Here is a 20,127-nt window from a genome sequence, read left to right on the forward strand (position 1 = left end):
CGCGAAGGCCCCGAGGTTCGGCTACAACTGTTTACGCTTTCCCCGGCGAAGCGCACGCATGTGTCGCTATTTCCCGATACAGAAGCGCGAAAAGATGACACCCAGCAGATCGTCCGCGCCGAACTCGCCGGTGATCTCGTTGAGCGCGTTCTGGGCCAGCCGCAGCTCCTCGGCCAGCAGGTCGAGCAGCTGCGCCTGCGCCGCCAGGTGGGCCGCCGCCAGCGCGAGGTGCGTCTCGACGCGGGCCAGCGCCTGCACATGGCGCGCGCGCGCCAGGTAAACGCCTTCGGGCACGGCCTGCCAGCCGGCCATGGCGAGCAGTTGGTCGCGCAGCGCCTCGATGCCCGCGCCGGTCTTGGCTGACAGCGCGATGCCTTCGGACGGTGGCGCGGCCGACGATGCAGCGTCCTGCTTGTTCCACACATCGAGCACCGGCACGCTCGCCGGCAGCTTGCGCCGCAGGCCCGCCAGGATCTCGGCGTCGGCGGCGGCGTAGTCGGGCTGGTCGGCGCGCGTGAGGTCGTGCAGGAACAGCACGGCGTCGGCGCTTTCGATCTGCCCCCAGGCGCGCGCCACGCCGATCTGTTCGACCTCGTCGGTGCTGTCGCGCAGGCCGGCGGTGTCGGCCACGTGCAGCGGCACGCCGTGGATCTGGATGGTCTGCGAGACCACGTCGCGCGTGGTGCCCGCGATGGCGCTCACGATGGCCAGCTCGGCGCCGGCCAGCGCGTTGAGCAGCGAACTCTTGCCGGCGTTGGGTTGGCCCGCGATCACCACCTTGATGCCTTCGCGCAGCAATGCCCCTTGCTTGGCGCGCAGCTGCACGGCGGCCAACTGCGCCTGCAGCCGTTGCAGCTGGCCCGTGGCGTCGGCTTTCTGGAGGAAGTCGATTTCTTCCTCGGGAAAGTCGAGCGTGGCCTCGACCAGCATGCGCAGGTGGATGAGCGCGTCGCGCAGCGTGTGGATCTCACGCGAGAACGCGCCCGACAGCGAGCGCCCGGCACTGCGCGCGGCGGCCTCGGTGCTCGCGTCGATCAGGTCGGCGATGGCCTCGGCCTGGGCCAGGTCGATCTTGCCGTTGAGAAAGGCGCGCTGGCTGAACTCGCCCGGCTCGGCCACGCGCAGGCCGGGCAGGCGTGGACGATGGGTGGCCGGATCGATTTCGGCTGCGGCCTCGAGGCAGCGCGACAACAAGAGCTGCAGCACGACCGGGCCGCCGTGCGCCTGCAGCTCGAGCACGTCTTCGCCGGTGTAGGAATGCGGCGTCGGGAAATGGATCGCCAGGCCGTGGTCGACCGGCTCGCCCTGCGCATCGCGAAAGGGCAGGTAGGTGGCCTCGCGCGGCTTGAGCGCACGGGCGCACAGCGCCTCGACCAGCGGCGCCAGCCGGGCGCCCGACACGCGAACGATGCCGACCGCCCCGCGCCCCGGGGCGGTGGCGATGGCGACGATGGGATCGGAGGTGCGGGCAAGCGTCATGACAGCGCGATTCTTTCAGCAAAAAGCAAAGGGCCGCGGATGCGGCCCTTTGCGGGTGGCGGAGGCCGTGCGGCTTATTTGCCCAGCACGCCCAGTCGCTTGTTGATGAACCACTGTTGCGCGATCGACAGCACGTTGTTCGTGATCCAGTACAGCACCAGGCCGGCCGGGAAGAAGATGAACATCACGCTGAACGCGAGCGGCATGATCCACATCAGCTTGGCCTGCATCGGATCGGGCGGCGTCGGGTTGAGCCAGGTCTGGAACAGCGAGGTGGCCGTCATCACGATCGGCAGGATGTACCAGGGGTCCGGTGCCGACAGGTCGGTGATCCAGAGAATCCACGGCGCATGGCGCATTTCAACCGACGACAGCAGCACCCAGTACAGCGCAATGAACACCGGGATCTGGATCACGATGGGGAAGCAGCCGCCCATCGGATTGACCTTTTCGGTCTTGTAGATCCGCATCATTTCCTGCTGCATTTCTTGCGGCTTGTCCTTCAGCCGCTCGCGCATTTCCATGATCTTCGGGTTGATGGCCTTCATCTTGGCCATGCTGGCGTAGGCCTTGGCGTTGAGCCAGTAGAAGGCCGCCTTCAGCAGCACCACGAGCGCGACGATCGACCAGCCCCAGTTGCCCAGGATGCCGTGCAGCTGCGTGAGCAGCCAGTACAGCGGCTTGGAGATGATCGCGAAGATGCCGTAGTCCTTCACCAGGTCCAGGCCGGGGGCGATGGCTTCGAGCTTCTTTTCTTCTTCGGGGCCGGCGAACAGCGCGCTGTTCACGACCTGCGTGGCGCCCGGAGCGATCTTCGGCAGCGTCGCCACCATGGCGACGGTGAAGAGGTTGTCGCCCAGGTCCTTCACGCGGAATTCGCGGCGCAGCTGTTCGCTGGCCGGGTCGCCCTTGAGCAGCCAGGCCGACGCGAAGTAATGCTGCACCATCGCGATCCAGCCGTCGTTGGCCGGCGGCGGCGGTTCGATCTTGCCCTTGGCGATGTCCTTGAAGTCGAGCTTGTGGAACTTCTTCTCGTTGGTGTACGCGGCCGGACCCGTGAAGGTGTTGGTGCCGAACATGGTGCCGGCGGCCACGGTGCCGTGGCGCAGCAGCTGCATGTACAGCTGTGCGTCGCGCGGCTGGTCGCTCACGTTGACCACTTCGTGGCGCACGCCGATGACGTAGTCGTCACGCTTGAACACGTAGGTCTTGATGTACTTCAGCCCGCCGACCGGGGCGCTTTCGAAGCTCACTTCGAGCATGTTCTGGCCGTCGGCCATCGCGCGCGGACCGGCCTTCGGCGTCATGGCCGTCAGGTGGTTGGGGAAGGCATCGCCAGCGACGGGGTTCAGCAGGCCGGTCTGCGCGACGTAACGCGTGGCGGGCGAGCCGTTCTCGAACAGCACGACGCGCTTGGTGCGGTCGGCTTCGTCGTACTTGAGCAGTTCGAGGTGGTTGACCGTGGCGCCTTCGCTGTCGATCGTCGCCTTGAACAGGTCGGTGGTCACCACGACCTGCTCGCGCGGCGCGGCCGGGGCCGCCTGCGTGGGTACGGCACCTGCGGTGCCGCCGGCTGCGGCAGCCGCGGTCGGCACGCCGTTGTTCGTGGCCGTACCGGCAGCCGGTGCCGTGACGGCGGGCTTGGTCGACGGCAGGAAGGTCGGCTTGTTGCCGTTGAAGACCTGCCATTGGTCCCACAGCAGCACGAGCGAGAAACCAAAAATCACCCACAGGATCGTGCGGCGGATATCGTTCATGACGAAGACTTCTTGTCGGAGGAGAGAAGAGACGAAAACAGCGAGCCTGACCGCTCAGTGCGACGCTGTGATTTCGGTGGAACCGGATCGTGGCCGCCCTGGCACCAGGGCTGGCAGCGCGCGATGCGGTGCAAAGTCAGGTAACTGCCCTTGAGCGCGCCGTGCACTTCCAACGCCTCGATCGAATACACGGAGCAGGTCGGCGTGAAGCGGCACGACTGCCCGAGCCAGGGGCTCAGCAGCAGGCGGTAGGCCTTCACGAGGCCGATCAGCAGGCGTTTCATGCGGAGGCGCGTGCAGAGGAGGCGGGAGCTGGTGCCGCCGGGCGCCCGGCGCGCGCCAGCAGTTGCTGGAGCTCGGCGCGCACGGCGGCCTTGAGCGCGTCCGAAGAGGCGCTCACGAATACCTTGCGATCGAAACCGGCGCGCAGACGCACCACGTGCGCGGCACGCGGCAAAGCAACGCCAGGCGCGGCGCTCACGGTGTAGATCTGGCGCTTGATGGCGTTGCGCGTCACCGCGCGGCGTGCCCAGCGCTTGGGCACCATGGCGCCCAGCCAGACCTCATCGGACGGAAACAGCGAAGCGGCGCCCGATGCGGAAGCATCGAGCGCACAGCGGTGCAATGCGAAATGGGCAGTGCGCGCCACGGTGGCACCTGCGAGGACGGCCTGGAATTGCGCGCGGGTCTTGAGCCGCTGCAAAGAAGCCGGGCCGCGGACGTCGCTGCTGGCGGGGCCAGGCGCAGAGGCTGCAGGAGCCTGCGCGGACGTATCGGCGGCTGACAACGGCAGGTGGGGTGCCGTCAGACGGCCAGGCGCTTGCGGCCCTTGGCGCGGCGTGCGTTGATCACGGCGCGGCCGCCACGGGTCTTCATGCGGACCAGAAAGCCGTGGGTACGGGCGCGGCGGACTTTGGATGCTTGGTAAGTGCGTTTCATGATGGTTTCCTGATTCCCTGTTTGCGCCGGTTTCCGCATGAAGGCATGCACAAACCCGACGAGCGCTGGGGGAGCGAGTTTCGGATGGCCCCCGAAAGACGCTGTGAAGGCTTTTCAGGGAAACCCGCAATTATCGCAAACATTGGCCGCGGGAACAATCTTCGACTGGATTTGCGGGCCTTTCCATGTGCAGCGCAGCATGTGGATAAGGTTTTGACAAGTTAGAATGCCCGGCGCCTTCCAGCAGAGAATATCCACAATACCTATACAAGAAATGCCCGAAGGTTCCCTCACTTTTTCAAGCACCCATGTCGACTGACGGCATCGGCGAAAGCCTGTGGCAAGCCTGCGTCGACCAGCTCGCGCAGGAGCTGTCCGAGCAGCAGTTCAATACCTGGATCAAACCCCTCAACGCGCAGGTCGCCGACGACCTTTCGCGCATGACGGTGTTCGTCGCCAACCGCTTCAAGCTCGACTGGATCCGTGCCCAGTACGCCGGCAAGATCGCGGCCATGGCCGAGAAGATGTACGGCCAGCCGGTCACCATCGAGTTAGCGCTCGCTCCGCGCGAAGCCCCCGTCCGTGTTGCGCCCATGGCCATCATGGCCGAAACGGATGTGCCGCGCGACGTGGCCGGCCCGGGCGAGGAACCGGCCGCCGCCGGTTTCAAGAACCGCCTCAATTCGGGGCTCACTTTCGACACCCTGGTCGAGGGCACGGCCAACCGCATGGCACGCGCCGCGGCGATGCACGTGGCCGGCATGCCGGGCCACCTGTACAACCCGCTTTTCATCTACGGCGGCGTCGGCCTGGGCAAGACCCACCTGATGCACGCGGTGGGCAATCGGCTGCTGGCTGACCGGCCGGATTCGAAAGTTCTCTACATCCACGCCGAACAGTTCGTGTCGGATGTGGTCAAGGCCTATCAGCGCAAGACTTTCGATGAGTTCAAGGAGCGCTACCACTCGCTCGATCTGCTGCTGATCGACGACGTGCAGTTCTTCGCCAACAAGGACCGCACGCAGGAAGAGTTCTTCAACGCGTTCGAGGCCTTGCTCGCCAAGAAGTCGCACATCGTGATGACCAGCGACACCTATCCCAAGGGTCTTGCCGACATCCACGAGCGGCTGGTGTCGCGCTTCGATTCGGGCCTCACGGTGGCGATCGAGCCGCCCGAGCTCGAGATGCGCGTGGCAATTCTGATCAACAAGGCCCGCGTTGAAGGCACCGAAATGCCCGAGGAAGTCGCCTTCTTCGTGGCCAAGAACGTGCGCTCCAACGTGCGCGAGCTCGAAGGCGCCCTGCGCAAGATCCTGGCCTACTCGCGCTTCAACCAGAAGGAGATCTCGATCGCCCTGGCGCGCGAGGCGCTGCGCGACCTGCTGTCGATCCAGAATCGGCAGATCTCGGTCGAAAATATCCAGAAGACGGTGGCCGACTACTACAAGATCAAGGTCGCCGACATGTACAGCAAGAAACGCCCGGCCAGCATTGCGCGGCCTCGGCAGATCGCGATGTACCTGGCCAAGGAGCTCACGCAGAAGAGCCTGCCGGAAATCGGCGAGCTGTTCGGCGGTCGCGACCACACGACGGTGCTCCACGCGGTGCGCAAGATTTCGGGCGAGCGCCAGCAGCTCACCGAACTCAACCAGCAGCTCCACGTCCTCGAACAGACCCTCAAAGGCTGAAGCCGAATGTCATCAAGAACGCCCCTCGCGACAGCGGAGAATGGCGTCCTGAAAGCTGATTCAAAGAGATAAGAGAAGAGGAAGAAGACATGATCGTTTTGAAGGCAACCCAAGACAAAGTTCTTGCCGCCCTGCAGTCGGTGGCTGGCATCGTGGAACGGCGTCATACCCTGCCGATCCTGGCCAATGTGCTGATCCGCAAGACCGGCGGCCAGCTGCAGCTGACCACCAGCGACCTCGAGATCCAGATCCGCACCACCGCCGAGCTCGGTGGCGACGAGGGCAATTTCACGACCACCATCGGCGCGCGCAAGCTGATCGACATCCTGCGCACCATGCCGGCCGACCAGACGGTGAGCCTCGAATCGAGCGCCAGCAAGCTCGTGCTCAAGGGTGGCAAGAGCCGCTTCACGCTGCAGTCGCTGCCCGCCGAAGACTTCCCGCTGGTGCAGGAAGCCGCCAATTTCGGCCCCGTGTTCAGCGTGCCGCAAAAGACGCTCAAAGACCTGCTCTCGCAGGTTTCGTTCGCGATGGCCGTGCACGACATCCGCTACTACCTGAACGGCATCCTGTTCGTGGCCGAAGGCAAGCAGCTGAGCCTGGTGGCCACCGACGGTCACCGCCTGGCGTTCTCGTCGGCCCTGCTCGACGTCGAAGTGCCGCGCCAGGAAGTGATCCTGCCGCGCAAGACCGTGCTCGAAATGCAGCGCCTGCTGTCCGACGCCGAAGGCGCCATCGAGATGCAGTTCGCGAACAACCAGGCCAAGTTCAGCTTCGGCGGCATGGAGTTCGTCACCAAGCTGGTCGAGGGCAAGTTCCCCGACTACAACCGCGTGATTCCCAAGAACCACAAGAACACCGTCACGCTCGGCCGTGCACCGCTCCTGGCCAGCCTGCAGCGCACCGCCATCCTGACCAGCGAGAAGTTCAAGGGCGTGCGCCTGAACATCGAGCCGGGCACGCTGCGCATCGCGTCGAACAACGCCGAGCAGGAAGAAGCCCAGGACGAACTCGACATCGACTACGGCGGCGACAGCATCGAGATCGGCTTCAACGTGACCTACCTGATCGACGCGCTGTCGAACATGGACCAGGACATGGTCAAGCTGGACTTGGCCGACTCCAACAGCTCGGCCTTGTTAACCATCCCCGAGAACGCATCTTTCAAGTACGTCGTGATGCCGATGCGCATCTAGACCCCCCAAGACACAGCGCCTTGCGCACACAACCCGCGGCCCCCCGCGGGTTTGCGCTTTCAAGAGGCGGCGAATTGAGCTTTTGAGAGCCCGAAAAATCACGGGAAACCCGTGAGAGACAGAGGAATATCCGAATGAGTGCAGAAGAGAACAAGCCCGAAGTGCCGCACACCGAGCCGGTCTATACCCCCGAAATCCAGATCGTGGCGCCCGAAGGCGTCCCCGCCGACACCAGCTACGGCGAAGGCTCGATCACGATCCTCGAAGGTCTGGAAGCCGTGCGCAAGCGCCCGGGCATGTACATCGGCGACACCTCCGACGGCACGGGCCTGCACCACCTCGTGTTCGAAGTGGTCGACAACTCCATCGACGAAGCGCTGGCGGGCCATTGCGACGACATCGTCGTGACCATCCACTCCGACAACTCGATCTCCGTCACCGACAACGGCCGCGGCATCCCGACCGGCGTGAAGATGGACGACAAGCACGAGCCCAAGCGCTCGGCCGCTGAGATTGCGCTCACCGAACTGCACGCTGGCGGCAAGTTCAACCAGAACAGCTACAAGGTGTCGGGCGGCCTGCACGGCGTGGGCGTCTCGTGCGTGAACGCGCTGAGCGTGAAGCTGCGCCTTATCGTGCGCCGCGAAGGCAAGATCCACGAACTCGAATTCAGCCGCGGCTTCGTGCAGAACCGCCTGCTCGAGACCGTGAACGGCGTCGAGGTCTCGCCCATGAAGATCATCGGTGACACCGACAAGCGCGGCACCGAAGTCCACTTCCTGCCCGACACGGAAATCTTCAAGGAAAACAGCGATTTCCACTACGAAATCCTGAGCAAGCGCCTGCGCGAGCTGAGCTTCCTGAACAACGGCGTGCGCATCCGCCTGCTCGACGAACGCACCGGCAAGGAAGACGACTTCTCCGGCGCCGGCGGCGTGCGCGGCTTCGTGGAGTTCATCAACAAGGGCAAGACCGTCCTGCACCCGAACTCGTTCTACGCAGCGGGCGAAAAGCCGGCCGACACCTACGGCGGCATCCCCGGCACGCACATCGGCGTCGAAGTGGCGATGCAGTGGAACAGCGGCTACAACGAGCAGGTGCTGTGTTTCACCAACAACATCCCGCAGCGTGACGGCGGCACCCACCTGACCGGCCTGCGCGCCGCGATGACCCGCGTCATCAACAAGTACATCGAAGAGAACGAGTTCGCGAAAAAGGCGAAGGTCGAGGTCACCGGCGACGACATGCGCGAAGGCCTGTGCTGCGTGCTGAGCGTGAAGGTGCCCGAGCCCAAGTTCTCCAGCCAGACCAAGGACAAGCTGGTGTCCAGCGAGGTGCGCGCGCCGGTGGAAGACATCGTCGGCCGCCTGCTGACCGACTACCTGCAGGAACGCCCGAACGACGCCAAGATCATCTGCGGCAAGATCGTCGAGGCCGCCCGCGCCCGCGAAGCCGCGCGCAAGGCCCGCGAAATGACGCGCCGCAAGGGCGTGCTCGACGGCATGGGCCTGCCCGGCAAGCTGGCCGACTGCCAGGAAAAGGACCCCGCCCTGTGCGAGGTCTACCTGGTGGAGGGTGACTCCGCCGGCGGCTCCGCCAAGCAGGGCCGCGACCGGAAGTTCCAGGCCATCCTGCCGCTGCGCGGCAAGATCCTGAACGTCGAGAAGGCGCGCTACGAGAAGCTGCTCACCAGCAACGAAATTCTCACGATGATCACCGCGCTCGGTACCGGCATCGGCCGCGCCGGCGCAACCACGGCCGGCGGCGGCGCGGACGACTTCAACGTCGCCAAGCTGCGCTACCACCGCATCATCATCATGACCGACGCCGACGTGGACGGCGCCCACATCCGCACGCTGCTGCTCACGTTCTTCTACCGCCAGATGCCCGAGCTGGTCGAACGCGGCCACATCTACATCGCGCAGCCGCCGCTGTACAAGGTGAAGGTCGGCAAGGAAGAGCAGTACCTGAAGGACGGTCCCGCGCTCGACGCCTTCCTGCTCAAGGTGGCACTGAAAGACGCGAGCATCGAGACCGGCGGCGCCGCCTCGACCACGCTGTCGGGCGACACCCTGGCCGAACTGGCGCGCAAGCACCAGGTGGCCGAGGCCGTCATCGCCCGCCTGCGCAACTTCATGGACGCCGAAGCACTGCGCGCCATCGCCGACGGCGTGGCGCTCGACCTGGACACGCCGGCCGCCGCCGAGGCTTCGGCCGTGGCGCTGCAGGCCAAGCTGCGCGAACTCAACACGACCGGCGTGCCGGCCGAGGTGAGCAGCGAGTTCGACGCCCGCACCGACAAGCCGCTGCTGCGCATCAGCCGCCGCCACCACGGCAACATCAAGTCCAGCGTGATCTCGCAGGACTTCGTGCACGGCGCCGACTACGACGCGCTCGCGCAGGCTGCCAACACCTTCCGCGGCCTGCTGAGCACCGAAGGCGCGCTGGTCAAGCGCGGCGAGGGCGAACGCGGCAAGGAAGAAAAGGTCGACGACTTCCGCCAGGCCATGAAGTGGCTGATCGGCGAAGCCGAACGCGCCACCTCGCGCCAGCGCTACAAGGGTCTGGGCGAGATGAACCCCGAGCAGCTGTGGGAAACCACCATGGACCCGACCGTGCGCCGCCTGCTGCGCGTGCAGATCGACGACGCGATCGAAGCCGACCGCGTGTTCACCATGCTGATGGGCGACGAGGTGGAACCGCGCCGCGAGTTCATCGAGCAGAACGCGCTGCGCGCGTCGAACATCGACGTCTGATCGATTCCGCACCACAGCGCGACACCCGCCGTGTCGCGCTGTGCGCTGCGAAGGCGTCCTGCGGACGCCTCACTTCTTCACGTTCACTGCTTGCGCTGCACGAACAGGTTGCGCTTCGCATCCTCCGGGTACGCGAAGGTGATCTGCCCGTTGCGCACCACGCCCATCACCAGCATGTTGGGCGAAATCGCGTCCTTGTCGTTCTCCGAGAACGACTTGTCATAGGTCGTGACCACGCCGTAGTACGGCCGCTTGGGCTGCTCGAGCGAGGCCTTGATGAACGGGCCTTCGAGCTTGCCGTTCGGCACATTGAACATCGCGTGGGCCAACAGGTACGTGGCGTCGTACGCCTGCGCGGCGGCCATCGGCACCGGGATGCGCTTTGTGTTGAATTTGCGCACGTAGTTGGACAGAAACGACGAGCGGCGCTCGTTGCTGGGCTCGGCGATGAAGCTCTGCGCCATCAACGCACCCTCGGCGGCCTCCCGGGCGCCGTCGATGAAGGAAGGGAAGGACAGCGGCCACGCCCCGACTTGCGGCACCTTCCAGTTCAGGGCCTGCCGGCCCCGTGCGATGACGGCATTTTCGGGGCCCACGGTGTAGCTGAAGATGACGTCCGCGCCGGCCGCCTTGGCCTCCGACAGTTCCTTCGTCAGGTCTTTCACACCGAGTTGGAAGCGGCCCACGTACACGGGCTTGAGGTTCCTGGCGGCCAGCGCCTTCTCCACATCCTTCACGCCCGCCTCGCCGTACCCGGTGGTGTCGTGCAGCACAGCGACCCGTTTCCAACCCCGCGCCAGCAGGTCGTCGACCACAAAGGGCGCCTGGATGCTGTCTTTGGGCGAGGTGCGAAAGACATAGCTCGTGGCCGGCGGATAGGTCGAGGTCAGCGCCGAACCGGTGGCACAGGGCACGATCAGCGGCAATTTCGCGTCATTGAAAACGGCCAATGATTTCATCGCCACGCCGGTATTGCAGAAGCCGATGGCGGCGACCACTTTGTCATGGACGAGGGCCTGGGATTGCGAGCGGCCGATGTCCGGATTGGCCTGATCGTCCTTGATCACCAGTTCGAGCGAGCGCCCGAGATACCCGCCCACGGCATTGACTTCGTCGACGGCCATCTTCACGCCGTTGAGCATGGGCAGGCCGAAATCGGCCGATGGCCCCGTGAAAGGGCCGATGACGCCGATGCGGATCGGTGCAGCGGCGGGCGCGGGCTGCTGGGCGGTGGCTTGGGCAGCCAGCCCCAAACCCATCAGCAAGTACATGAATCGGCGAGTTGGATGAGGCATTTGGCTTTAGCGCTTTGGAAGAAAGGTCGAGCCTAATTTCTTTGTTCGCCGTTCCATAGCTAGGGTATGCCCAGTCAATTGCACTCAACTTCCGTCTTTTGTTGCCGATTCAGCAGATTGAACACTGCACCGAATCCGTGAGTACCCGTTGCCACCAAATGCGCACAAGCCCCGTCTCAGGGTTTCCGATGAAAGACACCCGAAAAGTGTGAGTGGCGCCCGTCACACGGGCGTCACCAGCTATGAAAACAATAGCATTCACCTGCGCAACGCAGAAGCTTCCTCGTAAACGCTATATCTAGCCCGACTCTTGCTAAGCAAAATTCCTGACGGATTTCCTGTCACGCAAGATCGAGGACACACAGAGCAATGAACCCCAAGCGTTTCCAACAGCCCGTGGCGGCACTGGTTCTGGGCGCCGCATCGGTCGCCGCGGCCTTCCTCGGGGCCGTGTCGCCGGCCCACGCGTTCTCGAACCCGCCGATCCAGATCGCGCAGGGCATCGAATACATGTGCGGCGGTGCCGCCAAGGGCGAAGCCGCCTTCCTGGAAATGGTCGCGCCGCGCTGGGCCGCGACCATCGACTTCCGCGTGAACGACGGCAAGGGCGCGCAGCAGGCCGGCTTCCCGGCCAAGGCAGCGATCCAGATCCGCCAGAAGTACACGGGCCAGACGGTGATGGAAGTGCAGACCCAGGCGCCCACCATGCTCGCGCGGCTCGAACCGGGCGCCTACGACGTCGACGTGACGCTGGGTGGGCTCACGCTCACGCAGCAGCTGGTCGTGATCGCCGGCATTCCGGCGCGCGCCTCGTTCGTCTGGCCGTCGAACTTCGACATGGCCTCGGTCGCGCCGCCGCTGCCCCAGGCGCTGGCGCAGACCGCCGCACGCTGACCCGACGCGGGCCACCGCGGCCCGCGCGCAGTCAGTTAAGTTTTCCTTAAGTCGTGCCCGGCACAGTGCCCTCCTGCGTGGCCTGTCGCCACCATCGCCCGGAAAGGAAGGCTTCGATGTCTCTCACCACCACCAATCCCCTGTTTCTGTTCTCGCACGCGCGGCCCATCGCCGCCGCAACTGTCGCAACGGGCGCCGCCTTGCTCGTGCTGCTCGGCGGTGCGCTCTCGGCGCAGCCGGCCCAGGCCGCGATGAACCCGCCGATCCTCATGGCGCACGGCGTCGAGTACATGAGCGGCGGCATCGGCCAGGACGAGGCCCAGCTAATGGAAACCGTGTCGCCGCGCTGGCCCGCGAGCTTCGAATTCGCGATCAAGGACGGCCGCCGCGCCGACTTCGCGGCCGGCGTGCACGTCACCGTGCGCGACAGCCACGGCACGGCGCTGCTCGACAACGTGGTCTCGGGCGGCCCGTTCATGGTGGCGCGGCTCGAGCCGGGCCGCTATGAAGTGGAGGCTCGCATTGGCGGCCAGACGCTGAAGCAGACGCTGCAGGTGTCACTGGGCGCGCCGGCCAAGGCGGTCTTCGAGTGGCCGGCGGGCACCGACATGGCTTCCGCCGGCACGCGCACGGTGCGGTAGGCGCAACGGCATCGCGCTGCGGCCGACACCGAACCGTCACGCCCGCGGCGCCACAACGCCCGCTATCCGGTTGCCTTGCGCTATAGAAAAAATAGCGACCCAGGCAGCTTTCGGCGCCTTGAATGCGCGGCATGCGCCTTGCAGATGACGTGTCCCGGGCCATGCCCGCGTCCCCCCCGTCCCGATGCCGATCCGTCCCCTGAGCGTCCTGACCGCGCTCCTGCACGTCTACATTGCGCTGCGCCTGCTGCCCGCGCTGGCGTCGTTCACGCCTGCGTGGCCGCTCGCGCTCGTGCTGCTGGCGGTGTCGGCGGTCACGATGCCGCTGCCGTTCGTGTCGCGCAGCCGGAAGGCCGACCGCAAGGCGAAGCCGGCGGGCGAGACGCTGCACTGGATCGGCCTGATCAGCATGGGCTGGTTCTCCTCGCTGTTCATCTTGACGCTGGTGCGCGACCTCGGCCTGCTGCTGGCCTGGGTCGCCAGCACGATCGGTGGCCTGCAAGTGCCCCGGGACACGGTCGCGCCCTGGAGCGCGTTGGCGGTGCTGGCACTGGCCACGGGCGTGTCGCTGGTCGGCTTCGTCAACGCGCGCCGCACGGCCGGCGTGAAGCGGGTCGACGTGCCGATCCGCGGCCTGCCCGCGGCGCTGGCCGGCTTCACGATCGCCCAGCTCAGCGACATCCACGTGGGCCCGACGATCCGCAGCGGCTACATCCGGCGCATCGTCGATGCAGTGAACGGGCTCGGCGCCGACGCCATCGCGATCACCGGCGACCTGGTGGACGGCAGCGTGCCCGAGCTGCGCGAGCACATCGCACCGCTGGCGGGCCTGCGCGCGCGCCACGGTACCTTCGTGGTCACGGGCAACCACGAGTACTACGCGGGCGCGCATGCCTGGATCGACGAGCTGCGCCGCCTCGGCCTGAAAGTGCTGCTGAACGAGCACGTGGTGCTGCAGACGCGCAACGTGCGCGGCGCGCAGACCGACGAAGAGCTGTTCGAGAGCGCGCTGGTGCTGGCCGGCGTGACCGACTTCACCGCCGGCCATTTCGACGCCGCGCATGCGAGCGATCCGCACCTGGCACTGTACGACGCGCCGCCGCTGGTCCACACCCGCGTGCTGCTGGCGCACCAGCCGCGCAGCGCGCCGGTGGCAGCCGCGGCCGGCTACCAGCTGCAGCTGTCGGGCCACACGCACGGCGGCCAGTTCTTTCCGTGGAACCTGTTCGTGCCGATGCAGCAGCCGTTCACGGCCGGCCTGCACCGGCTGCACGACATGTGGATCTACGTGAGCCGGGGCACCGGCTACTGGGGGCCGCCGAAGCGTTTCGGCGCGCCGTCAGAAATCACGCTGGTGACGCTGGTCCCGGCGCCATCCTGAAACACAGCGGCGTCAGGCCTGCAGTTCGGCCAGCAGCCGCCGCGCGTTCGACGTGGCGGCGGTGTGGATCGGCTTCAGGCCTTCGCGCGCAATGCGCGCCGCGACGCCCGTGAACTGACCCATCGTGCTGGCGCCGCGCGCCGTGGCCTGCACCAGCGCATCGCCGTGCGTGGCCGCCTGGGCCGGCGTGAAGCTGCCGGCCAGTGAGAACAACGCGGTGGTGCCCTGCAGCCATTGCTGCCACGCACGCTGGGCCAGCGAGGCCTGGCTGCTGTGCCATTGCTTGGCCATCGCCAGGCCCGATTCGCTGGCTGCGGCGAGCTTTTCGTGACCCATCAGCTGGAACTCCGCGAGGTCGGCGGCGCTGGGCGTGAGCCCGGCCTTGGCGATGCGCTCGGTGCGCATGCGAATCACCGTGCCGGACGACAGCAAGGTTTCGTGGGCCTTGAGGGCCAGGTCGCCCCATTGCATCAGCGGACTGGCCAGGCGGGCGGTGGTACTGAAGGACGACATGGGAGGGTGAGGGCGTAGGGGAACAGAAGGTCACTATAGGCCTGGGCCATGAAATTTGTTGCAGTGCAACAATTCCTGACCGTCATTTCGTCAACTCGGTCCGCTCTGGAGAATAAATTCAAGGTTTGTTGCCGCTGCCGTCCGTTCGCAGGCGCCGCGCGCGCATCTCGGTGACGAGGTAGGCGACGAGCGCCACGGCCAGCGGCAGCAGGTAATAGAGCGCGCGGTAGGCCAGCAGCGCCCCCAGCAGCCGGGTGTTCGGCACCTCGTGCGCCAGCAGCGCGACAAACACCGCCTCCAGCACGCCGAGCCCCGCCGGCACGTGCGTGACGACGCCGGCCACGGCCGCGACCAGCAGCACCGCGAGCACCTGCGGATACCCGACCTCGCCCTGCAGCAGCACCCAGATCACGCCGCCGATGAGCGACCAGTTGACGCACGACATCGCGAGTTGCAGCAAGGCCATCGGCAAGGTCGGCGTGCGCAGCGCGTGGCCGCGCACGCGCCAGACGCGGCCATCGGAGAACGCGCACAGCGCCAGGTACGCCAGCGACACCATCAGCAGCACCGCGCCGAGCATGCGCAGGCCGCCGCCATCGATCTTCCAGTCGGGCGGCAGCGCCATCGGCCAGAAGCAGAAGGCGGCGCCGGCCACCACGAGGTAGCCGAGCCAATTGGTCAGCATGCTGAAGCCCAACACGCGCGTGATGGTGTCGTTGTCGAGCCCCAGGCGCGAATACAGCCGGTAGCGGAACGCCACGCCGCCCACCAGCGAGCCGAAGTTGAGGTTGAAGGCGTAGCTGATGAAGGTCACGCCAATCACCGTGCCGGCGCCGAGCCGGTGCTTCGTGAGGTGGCGCCCCAGCAGGTCGTAGGTGCTGTAAAGCGCAAAGCTGGCGGCGGCCAGCGCGCCGGCCGCGAGCAGCGTGAGCACCGGCAATGCGCGCAGCGCGGCGAACACCTCGGCCCAGTCGATGGTGCGCGCCTGCTTCAGCAGCAGCCAGGCGATGCCGCCGAAGAAGGCCCAGATCGCCACGCGCCGCACCCATGGCCACCAGGGCCGGTGCGTGAGGGCGAGCGAGGCGCTCATGCGGTCTCCGTGCGCGCCGTGCCTTCGTCGCCGCGCTTCTTCTGTTGCTGCGCCATGAGGTCGGTCGCCTCCGCCGGCGTCAGGCGCGGTGCATGGCGCGGCAGGCGGTTGAGCCACGACGGGTACCAGCGCAAGAAGTGGAAGACGAAGAAGCTGCGCACCAGCCGCCAGCCGCTCCATTCGCTGGCCAGGTCGTCCGCGCCGATCTGCTTGCAGCTGTGCTGCATGAGATGGTCCATGCGCTCCCACAGCACGTTGTTGAACGCGGCGTCGCGCACCACGATGTTGGCCTCGAGGTTGAGCGACAGGCTCAGCGGGTCGAGGTTGCTCGATCCCACGGTGCTCCAGCGGTCGTCCATCAGCGCGACCTTGCCGTGCAGCGGGCGGTCGCAGTACTCGTAGATGCGCACGCCCGCGTGCAGCAGGTGGTGGTAGAGCATGCCGGCCGCCGTCTTCACGATCGGCATGTCGGGCTCGCCCTGCAGGATGAGGCGCACATCGACGCCGCGGCGTGCCGCGCGCCGCAGTTCCTTGATGAGCCGGTAGCCTGGAAAGAAATACGCGTTGGCGATCACGATGCGCTCGCGCGCGGCGCGGATCGCCGCGCGGTAGTGGCGCTCGATGTCGTTGGTGTGGCGGCGGTTGTCGCGCGTGACGAAGATCGCGTCGGCCTCGCCCGCCGCGGCCTGCAGCTGCGACGCAGGCGGTGCCTGCTTCAGCCGGCGCCGGAACCAGCCCACGCCCTTGCCGCCGACTGCAATCGCGCGCAGCACGAACTGGTGGATCTCGGCCACGATCGGCCCGGCCAGCTCGACTGCGTAGTCCTGCTTGGCCTTGGGGCCGAAGTCGAGCAGGTGGTCCTCGGAGTAGTTGATGCCGCCCACGAAGGCGCGCTCGCCGTCGACCACGACGATCTTGCGGTGCATGCGACGGAACACGTTGAGCCGCTGGCCCAGGAAGCGCTGGCCCGGGTCGAACACGCGCACCTTCACGCCGGCCGTGGCCAGGCTTTCAAGGTACTCGCGCGAGAGGTCGGGCGAGCCGAAGCCGTCGATCATCAGGTCGACCTTCACGCCGCGCAGCGCCGCCTCGCGCATGGCCGCGTGCAGCGCCAGGCCCACCTTGTCCTCGAACAGGATGAAGGTTTCGATGATCACTTCGCGCTGTGCCGCGCCAATGGCCTCGAACACGCGCGGAAAGAACTCCTCGCCGTTCTCCAGCAGGTCGATGCGGTTGCCGCCGGTCCAGTGGCCGGCACGCTCGGGGGTGTCACGCATGGGGGCCTCGGCGTTCACAGGTCGATGTCCACCACCAGCGGGGCATGGTCCGACAGGTGCGACCAGGGCCGGCGCGGCAGCACCACGGGCGCATGCACGCCCGCATTGCGCACGTAGATGCGGTCCAGCGGCAGCAGCGGCAGGCGCGCCGGAAAGGTGCGCGCGGCGCGGCCGTGGGCATGCACGAACACCTCGCGCAGCGAGGCACCTTCGGCCAGCACGTCGTGCGCGCGGCTGCGCCAGTCGTTGAAGTCGCCCGCGACGATCAGCGGCGCGTCGGCCGGCACCTCGTCACGCACGATGTGGCACAGCAGTTCCAGCTGCTGCTGGCGGTGCGCCTCGGCCAGCCCCAGGTGCGCGCAGATCACATGCACATCGACCGTGCGGCCCGGCAGGCGCAGCACGCAGTGCAGCAGGCCACGCTTCTCGGGGCCGCTCACCGACACGTCGTGGTTGCGGTAATGCACGATCGGAAACTTCGACAACACGGCGTTGCCGTGATGCCCCTTCGGATACACCGCGTTGCGCCCGTAGGCGAACTGCGGCCACATCGTGTCAGCCAGGAATTCATAGTGCGGCGCCTCGGGCCAGTTGTTCACGGTGCGCGAATGGCGCGCGTGCGTGCCCATCACCTCCTGCAGAAACACCACGTCGGCGCCCACCGTGCGCACCGCGTCGCGCAGCTCCGGAAGGATGAAGCGGCGGTTGAGCGCCGTGAAGCCCTTGTGGGTATTCACGGTCATGACCTTGAGCGAGGTCGGCGCGGCGGCGACAGCGGCCTCGGGCAGCGGAGAAGTAGGGGAAGAAGACATCGGTTCACTCGTTGTACGTGGCCGCGCCCGCGCCGACTGTAGGAACGCGCCACCTTCTTCGCGTGCCTTTCACGCAAGGGCGGCGGGCTCCTACAGGCAGGCCTGCCGCACCCCGACACAGCGCCCGGAACGGGGCTCCTACGGTGGTTTCAAAGCCGATGCCATCGCGCTCGGTTTTGTGCCCTTTTTCATTTGCAAAGGAGCTTTCCATGATGACCCCCCTGCAACGCCTGACGATCCCCGCCGCGCTGCTCGCCGCCCTGCTGGGCGCCGGCACCGCCCAGGCCCAGATGCCGACACCCGTCCAGCAACCCATGGCGGGCGACAGCTCGGTGCCCGCCTCGCGCGAAGCCGTGAAGGCCGAGGCCCGCGCGCAGAACCGCAACAACGCCAACAGCGTGGTGCCCAAGGGCGAGGCCAGCACCACCGTGAACCACCAGCCCAACGCGATGCCGTCGCCGACCGGCGAGCGCTCGCGTGCGGAAGTGCGCGCCGAGACGCAGCACGTGAAGCCGCGCTTCGGCCAGCCGGGTGAACGCCCGGCGGTGCCGACCAACCCGACCGAGAAGACGGGCACGCCGCAGTAACGCTGTAGCGCTATGCGCGCCCACGAAAAAGCCCGCGATGCGCGAAGCATCGCGGGCTTTTTCTTGCCCTTCAGGTTCAGCCCTTGGCAGGCGCTGCGCCGTGGTGCCCGTCATGACCACCGCGATGGAAGCGATGGCCGTGGCCCGCGAACTTCGCGGTTTCGGCGTCGAAGGTCTTCTGTTGCTCAGGCGTCAGCGCGGCATAGAAGGTCTTCGTGGCTTCGGCGCGCTTGGCGAACCGGGCGCTGCGCTCGGCCTGGCGGGCCTGCATGTGCTCCAGGCGCTGGGGCGTGGTCAGCTTGGCGAACTCGGCGCGGTCCATGCGCTGCGGGCGGGCGGCACCAGCGGGCGGCTGGCTGGCTTCGGTGAAGCTGCTCCACGCGCCTTCCTGGGCACCGGTGAGCTTGAGCTTGTCCTTCAGCGCGGCCAGGCGCTTGGCACGGTGTTCCTTCATGCGTTCCATGCGCTGGGCCGGGTCCATGCGCTTGTGCTGCGCCTTGGGTGCGGCGGTGGCGTCGGCGGGTGCCGTGGCGGCCGTGGGCGCTGCGGTCGACGGCGTGGTGGCGGCCGGCGCTTGAGCGAAGGCGCCCGAAGAGGCGAGGGCGGCCGAACCCAGCAGGCTGGCCCAGACGATGCGTTGGCGAAGAGAGATCATGAGAGTCGCTTCCTTTCGAAGAAGTCCGCCACCAAAGGGCAGCGGGTGAGACGAAGTGTGGAACGCCTCTGTAACGCGTCCGTGAGCCGGAAGTGAGCGTGCGTAAAGAAGCATGAACCGCAGTGCCGGTTTGCCGCCTGCAGCGTGACCTGTTTGGGCCTCGGCGGCTTCAGCCTGCGTTCGGGCACCTGCTGCTTGCCGGCGCGCCCCGCATTCGACACCGTCTTTCGGTAGGCGGGCAACAAGCTCAGCCCAGCTTGCCGTTCTGGAAGTCGTGCACCGCCTGCTTGATCTGCTCGGGCGTGTTCATCACGAAGGGCCCGTACTGCGCGATGGGCTCGTTCAGCGGCTTGCCGGCGATCAGCAGCGCGCGCGCCGGGCTGTGGTTGGTGGCGCCGGCGCGCAGCACCGTGCCGTCGCTGCCGGGGTCGTTCGCGAGGATGGCCATGCGCCGCGTCGGCACCTCGCTGCCCGCGATCCACAGCGATTCGCGGAACACGTAGACCAGCGCGTTGTGACCATGAGGCAGCGGCTGCGCGAACTCGGCGCCGGGCGGCAGCGTGATGTCCAGATACAGAGGCTCGGTGTGTGCGCGCTGCTCCGCGCCAGCGACGCCGTGGCTGGTGCCGGCGATCACGCGCACATGCGCGCCGCTGGCGGTGGTGAACTCGGGGATCTCGTGGCTCTGGATGTCGCGGTACCAGGGCTCGCGCATCTTGTCCTTCGCGGGCAGGTTGAGCCACAGCTGAAAGCCTTCCATGAGGCCTTCTTCCTGCTCGGGCAGCTCGCTGTGCACGAGGCCGCGGCCGGCCGTCATCCATTGCACGCCGCCGTTTTCGAGCAGGCCTTCGTGGCCCGCGCTGTCGCGGTGACGCATGCGCCCGGCGATCATGTAAGTGACCGTTTCGAAGCCCCGGTGCGGGTGGTTCGGAAAGCCGCCGATGTAGTCGCCCGGGTTGTCGCTGCCGAAGGCATCGAGCATCAGGTAGGGGTCGAGCCGCTTCTGCAGCGGCTGCTGCAGCACGCGGGTGAGTTTGACGCCGTCGCCGTCACTGGTGGAAACACCGGCCACGATGTGGTCGATGCCGCGCGGGGTGGCGACGGGATCGGTGGGGTGGTGGTGGGCATGAACGTTCGTCATGCCGCCCATGGTGGCACCAAAGCCCC

Annotated in this window: 19 protein-coding genes; 7 read left to right on the forward strand and 12 right to left on the reverse strand. The window is 66.7% G+C overall.

The features are described from left to right. Window positions 1-66 precede the first annotated feature (66 nt). The 5 genes from mnmE to rpmH all read right to left on the reverse strand — a co-directional run bounded on the left by mnmE (window position 67) and on the right by rpmH (window position 4,175). Window positions 67-1,479, reverse strand: coding sequence for a tRNA uridine-5-carboxymethylaminomethyl(34) synthesis GTPase MnmE (gene mnmE, locus CLU95_RS14965; protein ID WP_099794241.1), 1,413 nt, complete (start codon window positions 1,477-1,479; stop codon window positions 67-69). A gap of 74 nt (window positions 1,480-1,553) precedes the next feature. Further along, window positions 1,554-3,236 carry a membrane protein insertase YidC gene (yidC, locus tag CLU95_RS14970; RefSeq protein WP_099794242.1) on the reverse strand — a complete coding sequence of 561 codons (1,683 nt, stop codon included), beginning with the start codon at window positions 3,234-3,236 and terminating at the stop codon, window positions 1,554-1,556. Continuing rightward, a complete protein-coding gene (gene yidD, locus CLU95_RS14975; protein WP_099794243.1) occupies window positions 3,233-3,520 on the reverse strand; it encodes a membrane protein insertion efficiency factor YidD in 288 nt (95 codons plus the stop codon). The genes yidC and yidD overlap by 4 nt, the downstream gene beginning before the upstream one ends. Next, window positions 3,517-3,939: a ribonuclease P protein component gene (locus tag CLU95_RS14980; protein ID WP_099794244.1), complete on the reverse strand. Its 423-nt coding sequence runs from the start codon at window positions 3,937-3,939 to the stop codon at window positions 3,517-3,519. The genes yidD and CLU95_RS14980 overlap by 4 nt, the downstream gene beginning before the upstream one ends. Window positions 3,940-4,040: 101 nt before the next feature. After that, window positions 4,041-4,175 (reverse strand): 50S ribosomal protein L34, encoded by a 135-nt coding sequence (gene rpmH, locus CLU95_RS14985; RefSeq protein WP_007834827.1) that lies wholly within the window; start codon window positions 4,173-4,175, stop codon window positions 4,041-4,043. A gap of 308 nt (window positions 4,176-4,483) precedes the next feature. On the opposite strand from rpmH, the gene dnaA reads away from it, so the two are divergent. The 3 genes from dnaA (at window position 4,484) to gyrB (ending at window position 9,815) form a co-directional block, all read left to right on the forward strand. Continuing rightward, a complete protein-coding gene (dnaA, locus tag CLU95_RS14990) occupies window positions 4,484-5,863 on the forward strand; it encodes a chromosomal replication initiator protein DnaA (RefSeq protein ID WP_099794245.1) in 1,380 nt (459 codons plus the stop codon). Between the two features lie 89 nt (window positions 5,864-5,952). Continuing rightward, a complete protein-coding gene (gene dnaN / locus CLU95_RS14995) occupies window positions 5,953-7,059 on the forward strand; it encodes a DNA polymerase III subunit beta (protein WP_099794246.1) in 1,107 nt (368 codons plus the stop codon). Between the two features lie 134 nt (window positions 7,060-7,193). Beyond that, window positions 7,194-9,815, forward strand: coding sequence for a DNA topoisomerase (ATP-hydrolyzing) subunit B (gyrB, locus tag CLU95_RS15000; protein WP_099794247.1), 2,622 nt, complete (start codon window positions 7,194-7,196; stop codon window positions 9,813-9,815). Between the two features lie 83 nt (window positions 9,816-9,898). Here gyrB and CLU95_RS15005 read toward each other — a convergent pair whose 3' ends face one another. Continuing rightward, a complete protein-coding gene (locus CLU95_RS15005) occupies window positions 9,899-11,074 on the reverse strand; it encodes an ABC transporter substrate-binding protein (protein WP_257214808.1) in 1,176 nt (391 codons plus the stop codon). A 405-nt stretch (window positions 11,075-11,479) separates the two neighbouring features. Here CLU95_RS15005 and CLU95_RS15010 point away from each other — a divergent pair, with 405 nt between their 5' ends. The 3 genes from CLU95_RS15010 to CLU95_RS15020 all read left to right on the forward strand — a co-directional run bounded on the left by CLU95_RS15010 (window position 11,480) and on the right by CLU95_RS15020 (window position 14,026). Then, window positions 11,480-12,004 (forward strand): hypothetical protein, encoded by a 525-nt coding sequence (locus CLU95_RS15010; protein ID WP_099794249.1) that lies wholly within the window; start codon window positions 11,480-11,482, stop codon window positions 12,002-12,004. A gap of 116 nt (window positions 12,005-12,120) precedes the next feature. Next, window positions 12,121-12,645 carry a hypothetical protein gene (locus tag CLU95_RS15015; RefSeq protein WP_099794250.1) on the forward strand — a complete coding sequence of 175 codons (525 nt, stop codon included), beginning with the start codon at window positions 12,121-12,123 and terminating at the stop codon, window positions 12,643-12,645. 184 nt (window positions 12,646-12,829) lie between these two features. Beyond that, a complete protein-coding gene (locus CLU95_RS15020; RefSeq protein ID WP_180288611.1) occupies window positions 12,830-14,026 on the forward strand; it encodes a metallophosphoesterase in 1,197 nt (398 codons plus the stop codon). Between the two features lie 12 nt (window positions 14,027-14,038). Here CLU95_RS15020 and CLU95_RS15025 read toward each other — a convergent pair whose 3' ends face one another. From CLU95_RS15025 to CLU95_RS15040, 4 genes are all read right to left on the reverse strand, one after another. Beyond that, window positions 14,039-14,539 (reverse strand): polyhydroxyalkanoate granule-associated phasin, encoded by a 501-nt coding sequence (locus tag CLU95_RS15025; protein ID WP_099794251.1) that lies wholly within the window; start codon window positions 14,537-14,539, stop codon window positions 14,039-14,041. A gap of 118 nt (window positions 14,540-14,657) precedes the next feature. Then, window positions 14,658-15,629: a lysylphosphatidylglycerol synthase domain-containing protein gene (locus tag CLU95_RS15030; RefSeq protein WP_099794252.1), complete on the reverse strand. Its 972-nt coding sequence runs from the start codon at window positions 15,627-15,629 to the stop codon at window positions 14,658-14,660. Beyond that, window positions 15,626-16,906, reverse strand: a complete 1,281-nt coding sequence (gene clsB, locus CLU95_RS15035; protein ID WP_099797314.1) for a cardiolipin synthase ClsB — start codon at window positions 16,904-16,906, stop codon at window positions 15,626-15,628. Before clsB ends, CLU95_RS15030 begins: the two co-directional genes overlap by 4 nt. A gap of 14 nt (window positions 16,907-16,920) precedes the next feature. Continuing rightward, a complete protein-coding gene (locus CLU95_RS15040; protein ID WP_099794253.1) occupies window positions 16,921-17,718 on the reverse strand; it encodes an endonuclease/exonuclease/phosphatase family protein in 798 nt (265 codons plus the stop codon). Between the two features lie 209 nt (window positions 17,719-17,927). Here CLU95_RS15040 and CLU95_RS15045 point away from each other — a divergent pair, with 209 nt between their 5' ends. Continuing rightward, a complete protein-coding gene (locus CLU95_RS15045) occupies window positions 17,928-18,305 on the forward strand; it encodes a serine/threonine protein kinase (RefSeq protein WP_257214634.1) in 378 nt (125 codons plus the stop codon). Window positions 18,306-18,381: 76 nt separating this feature from the next. Here CLU95_RS15045 and CLU95_RS15050 read toward each other — a convergent pair whose 3' ends face one another. Together CLU95_RS15050 and CLU95_RS15055 are read right to left on the reverse strand one after the other, a co-directional pair. Continuing rightward, window positions 18,382-18,960: a Spy/CpxP family protein refolding chaperone gene (locus CLU95_RS15050; RefSeq protein ID WP_099794254.1), complete on the reverse strand. Its 579-nt coding sequence runs from the start codon at window positions 18,958-18,960 to the stop codon at window positions 18,382-18,384. 247 nt (window positions 18,961-19,207) lie between these two features. After that, window positions 19,208-20,101: a pirin family protein gene (locus CLU95_RS15055; protein WP_099797316.1), complete on the reverse strand. Its 894-nt coding sequence runs from the start codon at window positions 20,099-20,101 to the stop codon at window positions 19,208-19,210. Window positions 20,102-20,127: the final 26 nt, after the last annotated feature.

Source organism: Variovorax sp. 54 (assembly GCF_002754375.1).
Lineage (GTDB): Bacteria > Pseudomonadota > Gammaproteobacteria > Burkholderiales > Burkholderiaceae_C > Variovorax.

Bases quoted from the DNA above. Each gene is read 5' to 3' on its own strand.
- mnmE (WP_099794241.1), bottom strand. From the start codon at position 1,479: ATGACGCTTGCCCGCACCTCCGATCCCATCGTCGCCATCGCCACCGCC.
- yidC (WP_099794242.1), bottom strand. From the start codon at position 3,236: ATGAACGATATCCGCCGCACGATCCTGTGGGTGATTTTTGGTTTCTCG.
- yidD (WP_099794243.1), bottom strand. From the start codon at position 3,520: ATGAAACGCCTGCTGATCGGCCTCGTGAAGGCCTACCGCCTGCTGCTG.
- rpmH (WP_007834827.1), bottom strand. From the start codon at position 4,175: ATGAAACGCACTTACCAAGCATCCAAAGTCCGCCGCGCCCGTACCCAC.
- dnaA (WP_099794245.1), top strand. From the start codon at position 4,484: ATGTCGACTGACGGCATCGGCGAAAGCCTGTGGCAAGCCTGCGTCGAC.
- dnaN (WP_099794246.1), top strand. From the start codon at position 5,953: ATGATCGTTTTGAAGGCAACCCAAGACAAAGTTCTTGCCGCCCTGCAG.
- gyrB (WP_099794247.1), top strand. From the start codon at position 7,194: ATGAGTGCAGAAGAGAACAAGCCCGAAGTGCCGCACACCGAGCCGGTC.
- CLU95_RS15005 (WP_257214808.1), bottom strand. From the start codon at position 11,074: ATGGGTTTGGGGCTGGCTGCCCAAGCCACCGCCCAGCAGCCCGCGCCC.
- CLU95_RS15010 (WP_099794249.1), top strand. From the start codon at position 11,480: ATGAACCCCAAGCGTTTCCAACAGCCCGTGGCGGCACTGGTTCTGGGC.
- CLU95_RS15015 (WP_099794250.1), top strand. From the start codon at position 12,121: ATGTCTCTCACCACCACCAATCCCCTGTTTCTGTTCTCGCACGCGCGG.
- CLU95_RS15020 (WP_180288611.1), top strand. From the start codon at position 12,830: ATGCCGATCCGTCCCCTGAGCGTCCTGACCGCGCTCCTGCACGTCTAC.
- CLU95_RS15025 (WP_099794251.1), bottom strand. From the start codon at position 14,539: ATGTCGTCCTTCAGTACCACCGCCCGCCTGGCCAGTCCGCTGATGCAA.
- CLU95_RS15030 (WP_099794252.1), bottom strand. From the start codon at position 15,629: ATGAGCGCCTCGCTCGCCCTCACGCACCGGCCCTGGTGGCCATGGGTG.
- clsB (WP_099797314.1), bottom strand. From the start codon at position 16,906: ATGCGTGACACCCCCGAGCGTGCCGGCCACTGGACCGGCGGCAACCGC.
- CLU95_RS15040 (WP_099794253.1), bottom strand. From the start codon at position 17,718: ATGTCTTCTTCCCCTACTTCTCCGCTGCCCGAGGCCGCTGTCGCCGCC.
- CLU95_RS15045 (WP_257214634.1), top strand. From the start codon at position 17,928: ATGATGACCCCCCTGCAACGCCTGACGATCCCCGCCGCGCTGCTCGCC.
- CLU95_RS15050 (WP_099794254.1), bottom strand. From the start codon at position 18,960: ATGATCTCTCTTCGCCAACGCATCGTCTGGGCCAGCCTGCTGGGTTCG.
- CLU95_RS15055 (WP_099797316.1), bottom strand. From the start codon at position 20,101: ATGACGAACGTTCATGCCCACCACCACCCCACCGATCCCGTCGCCACC.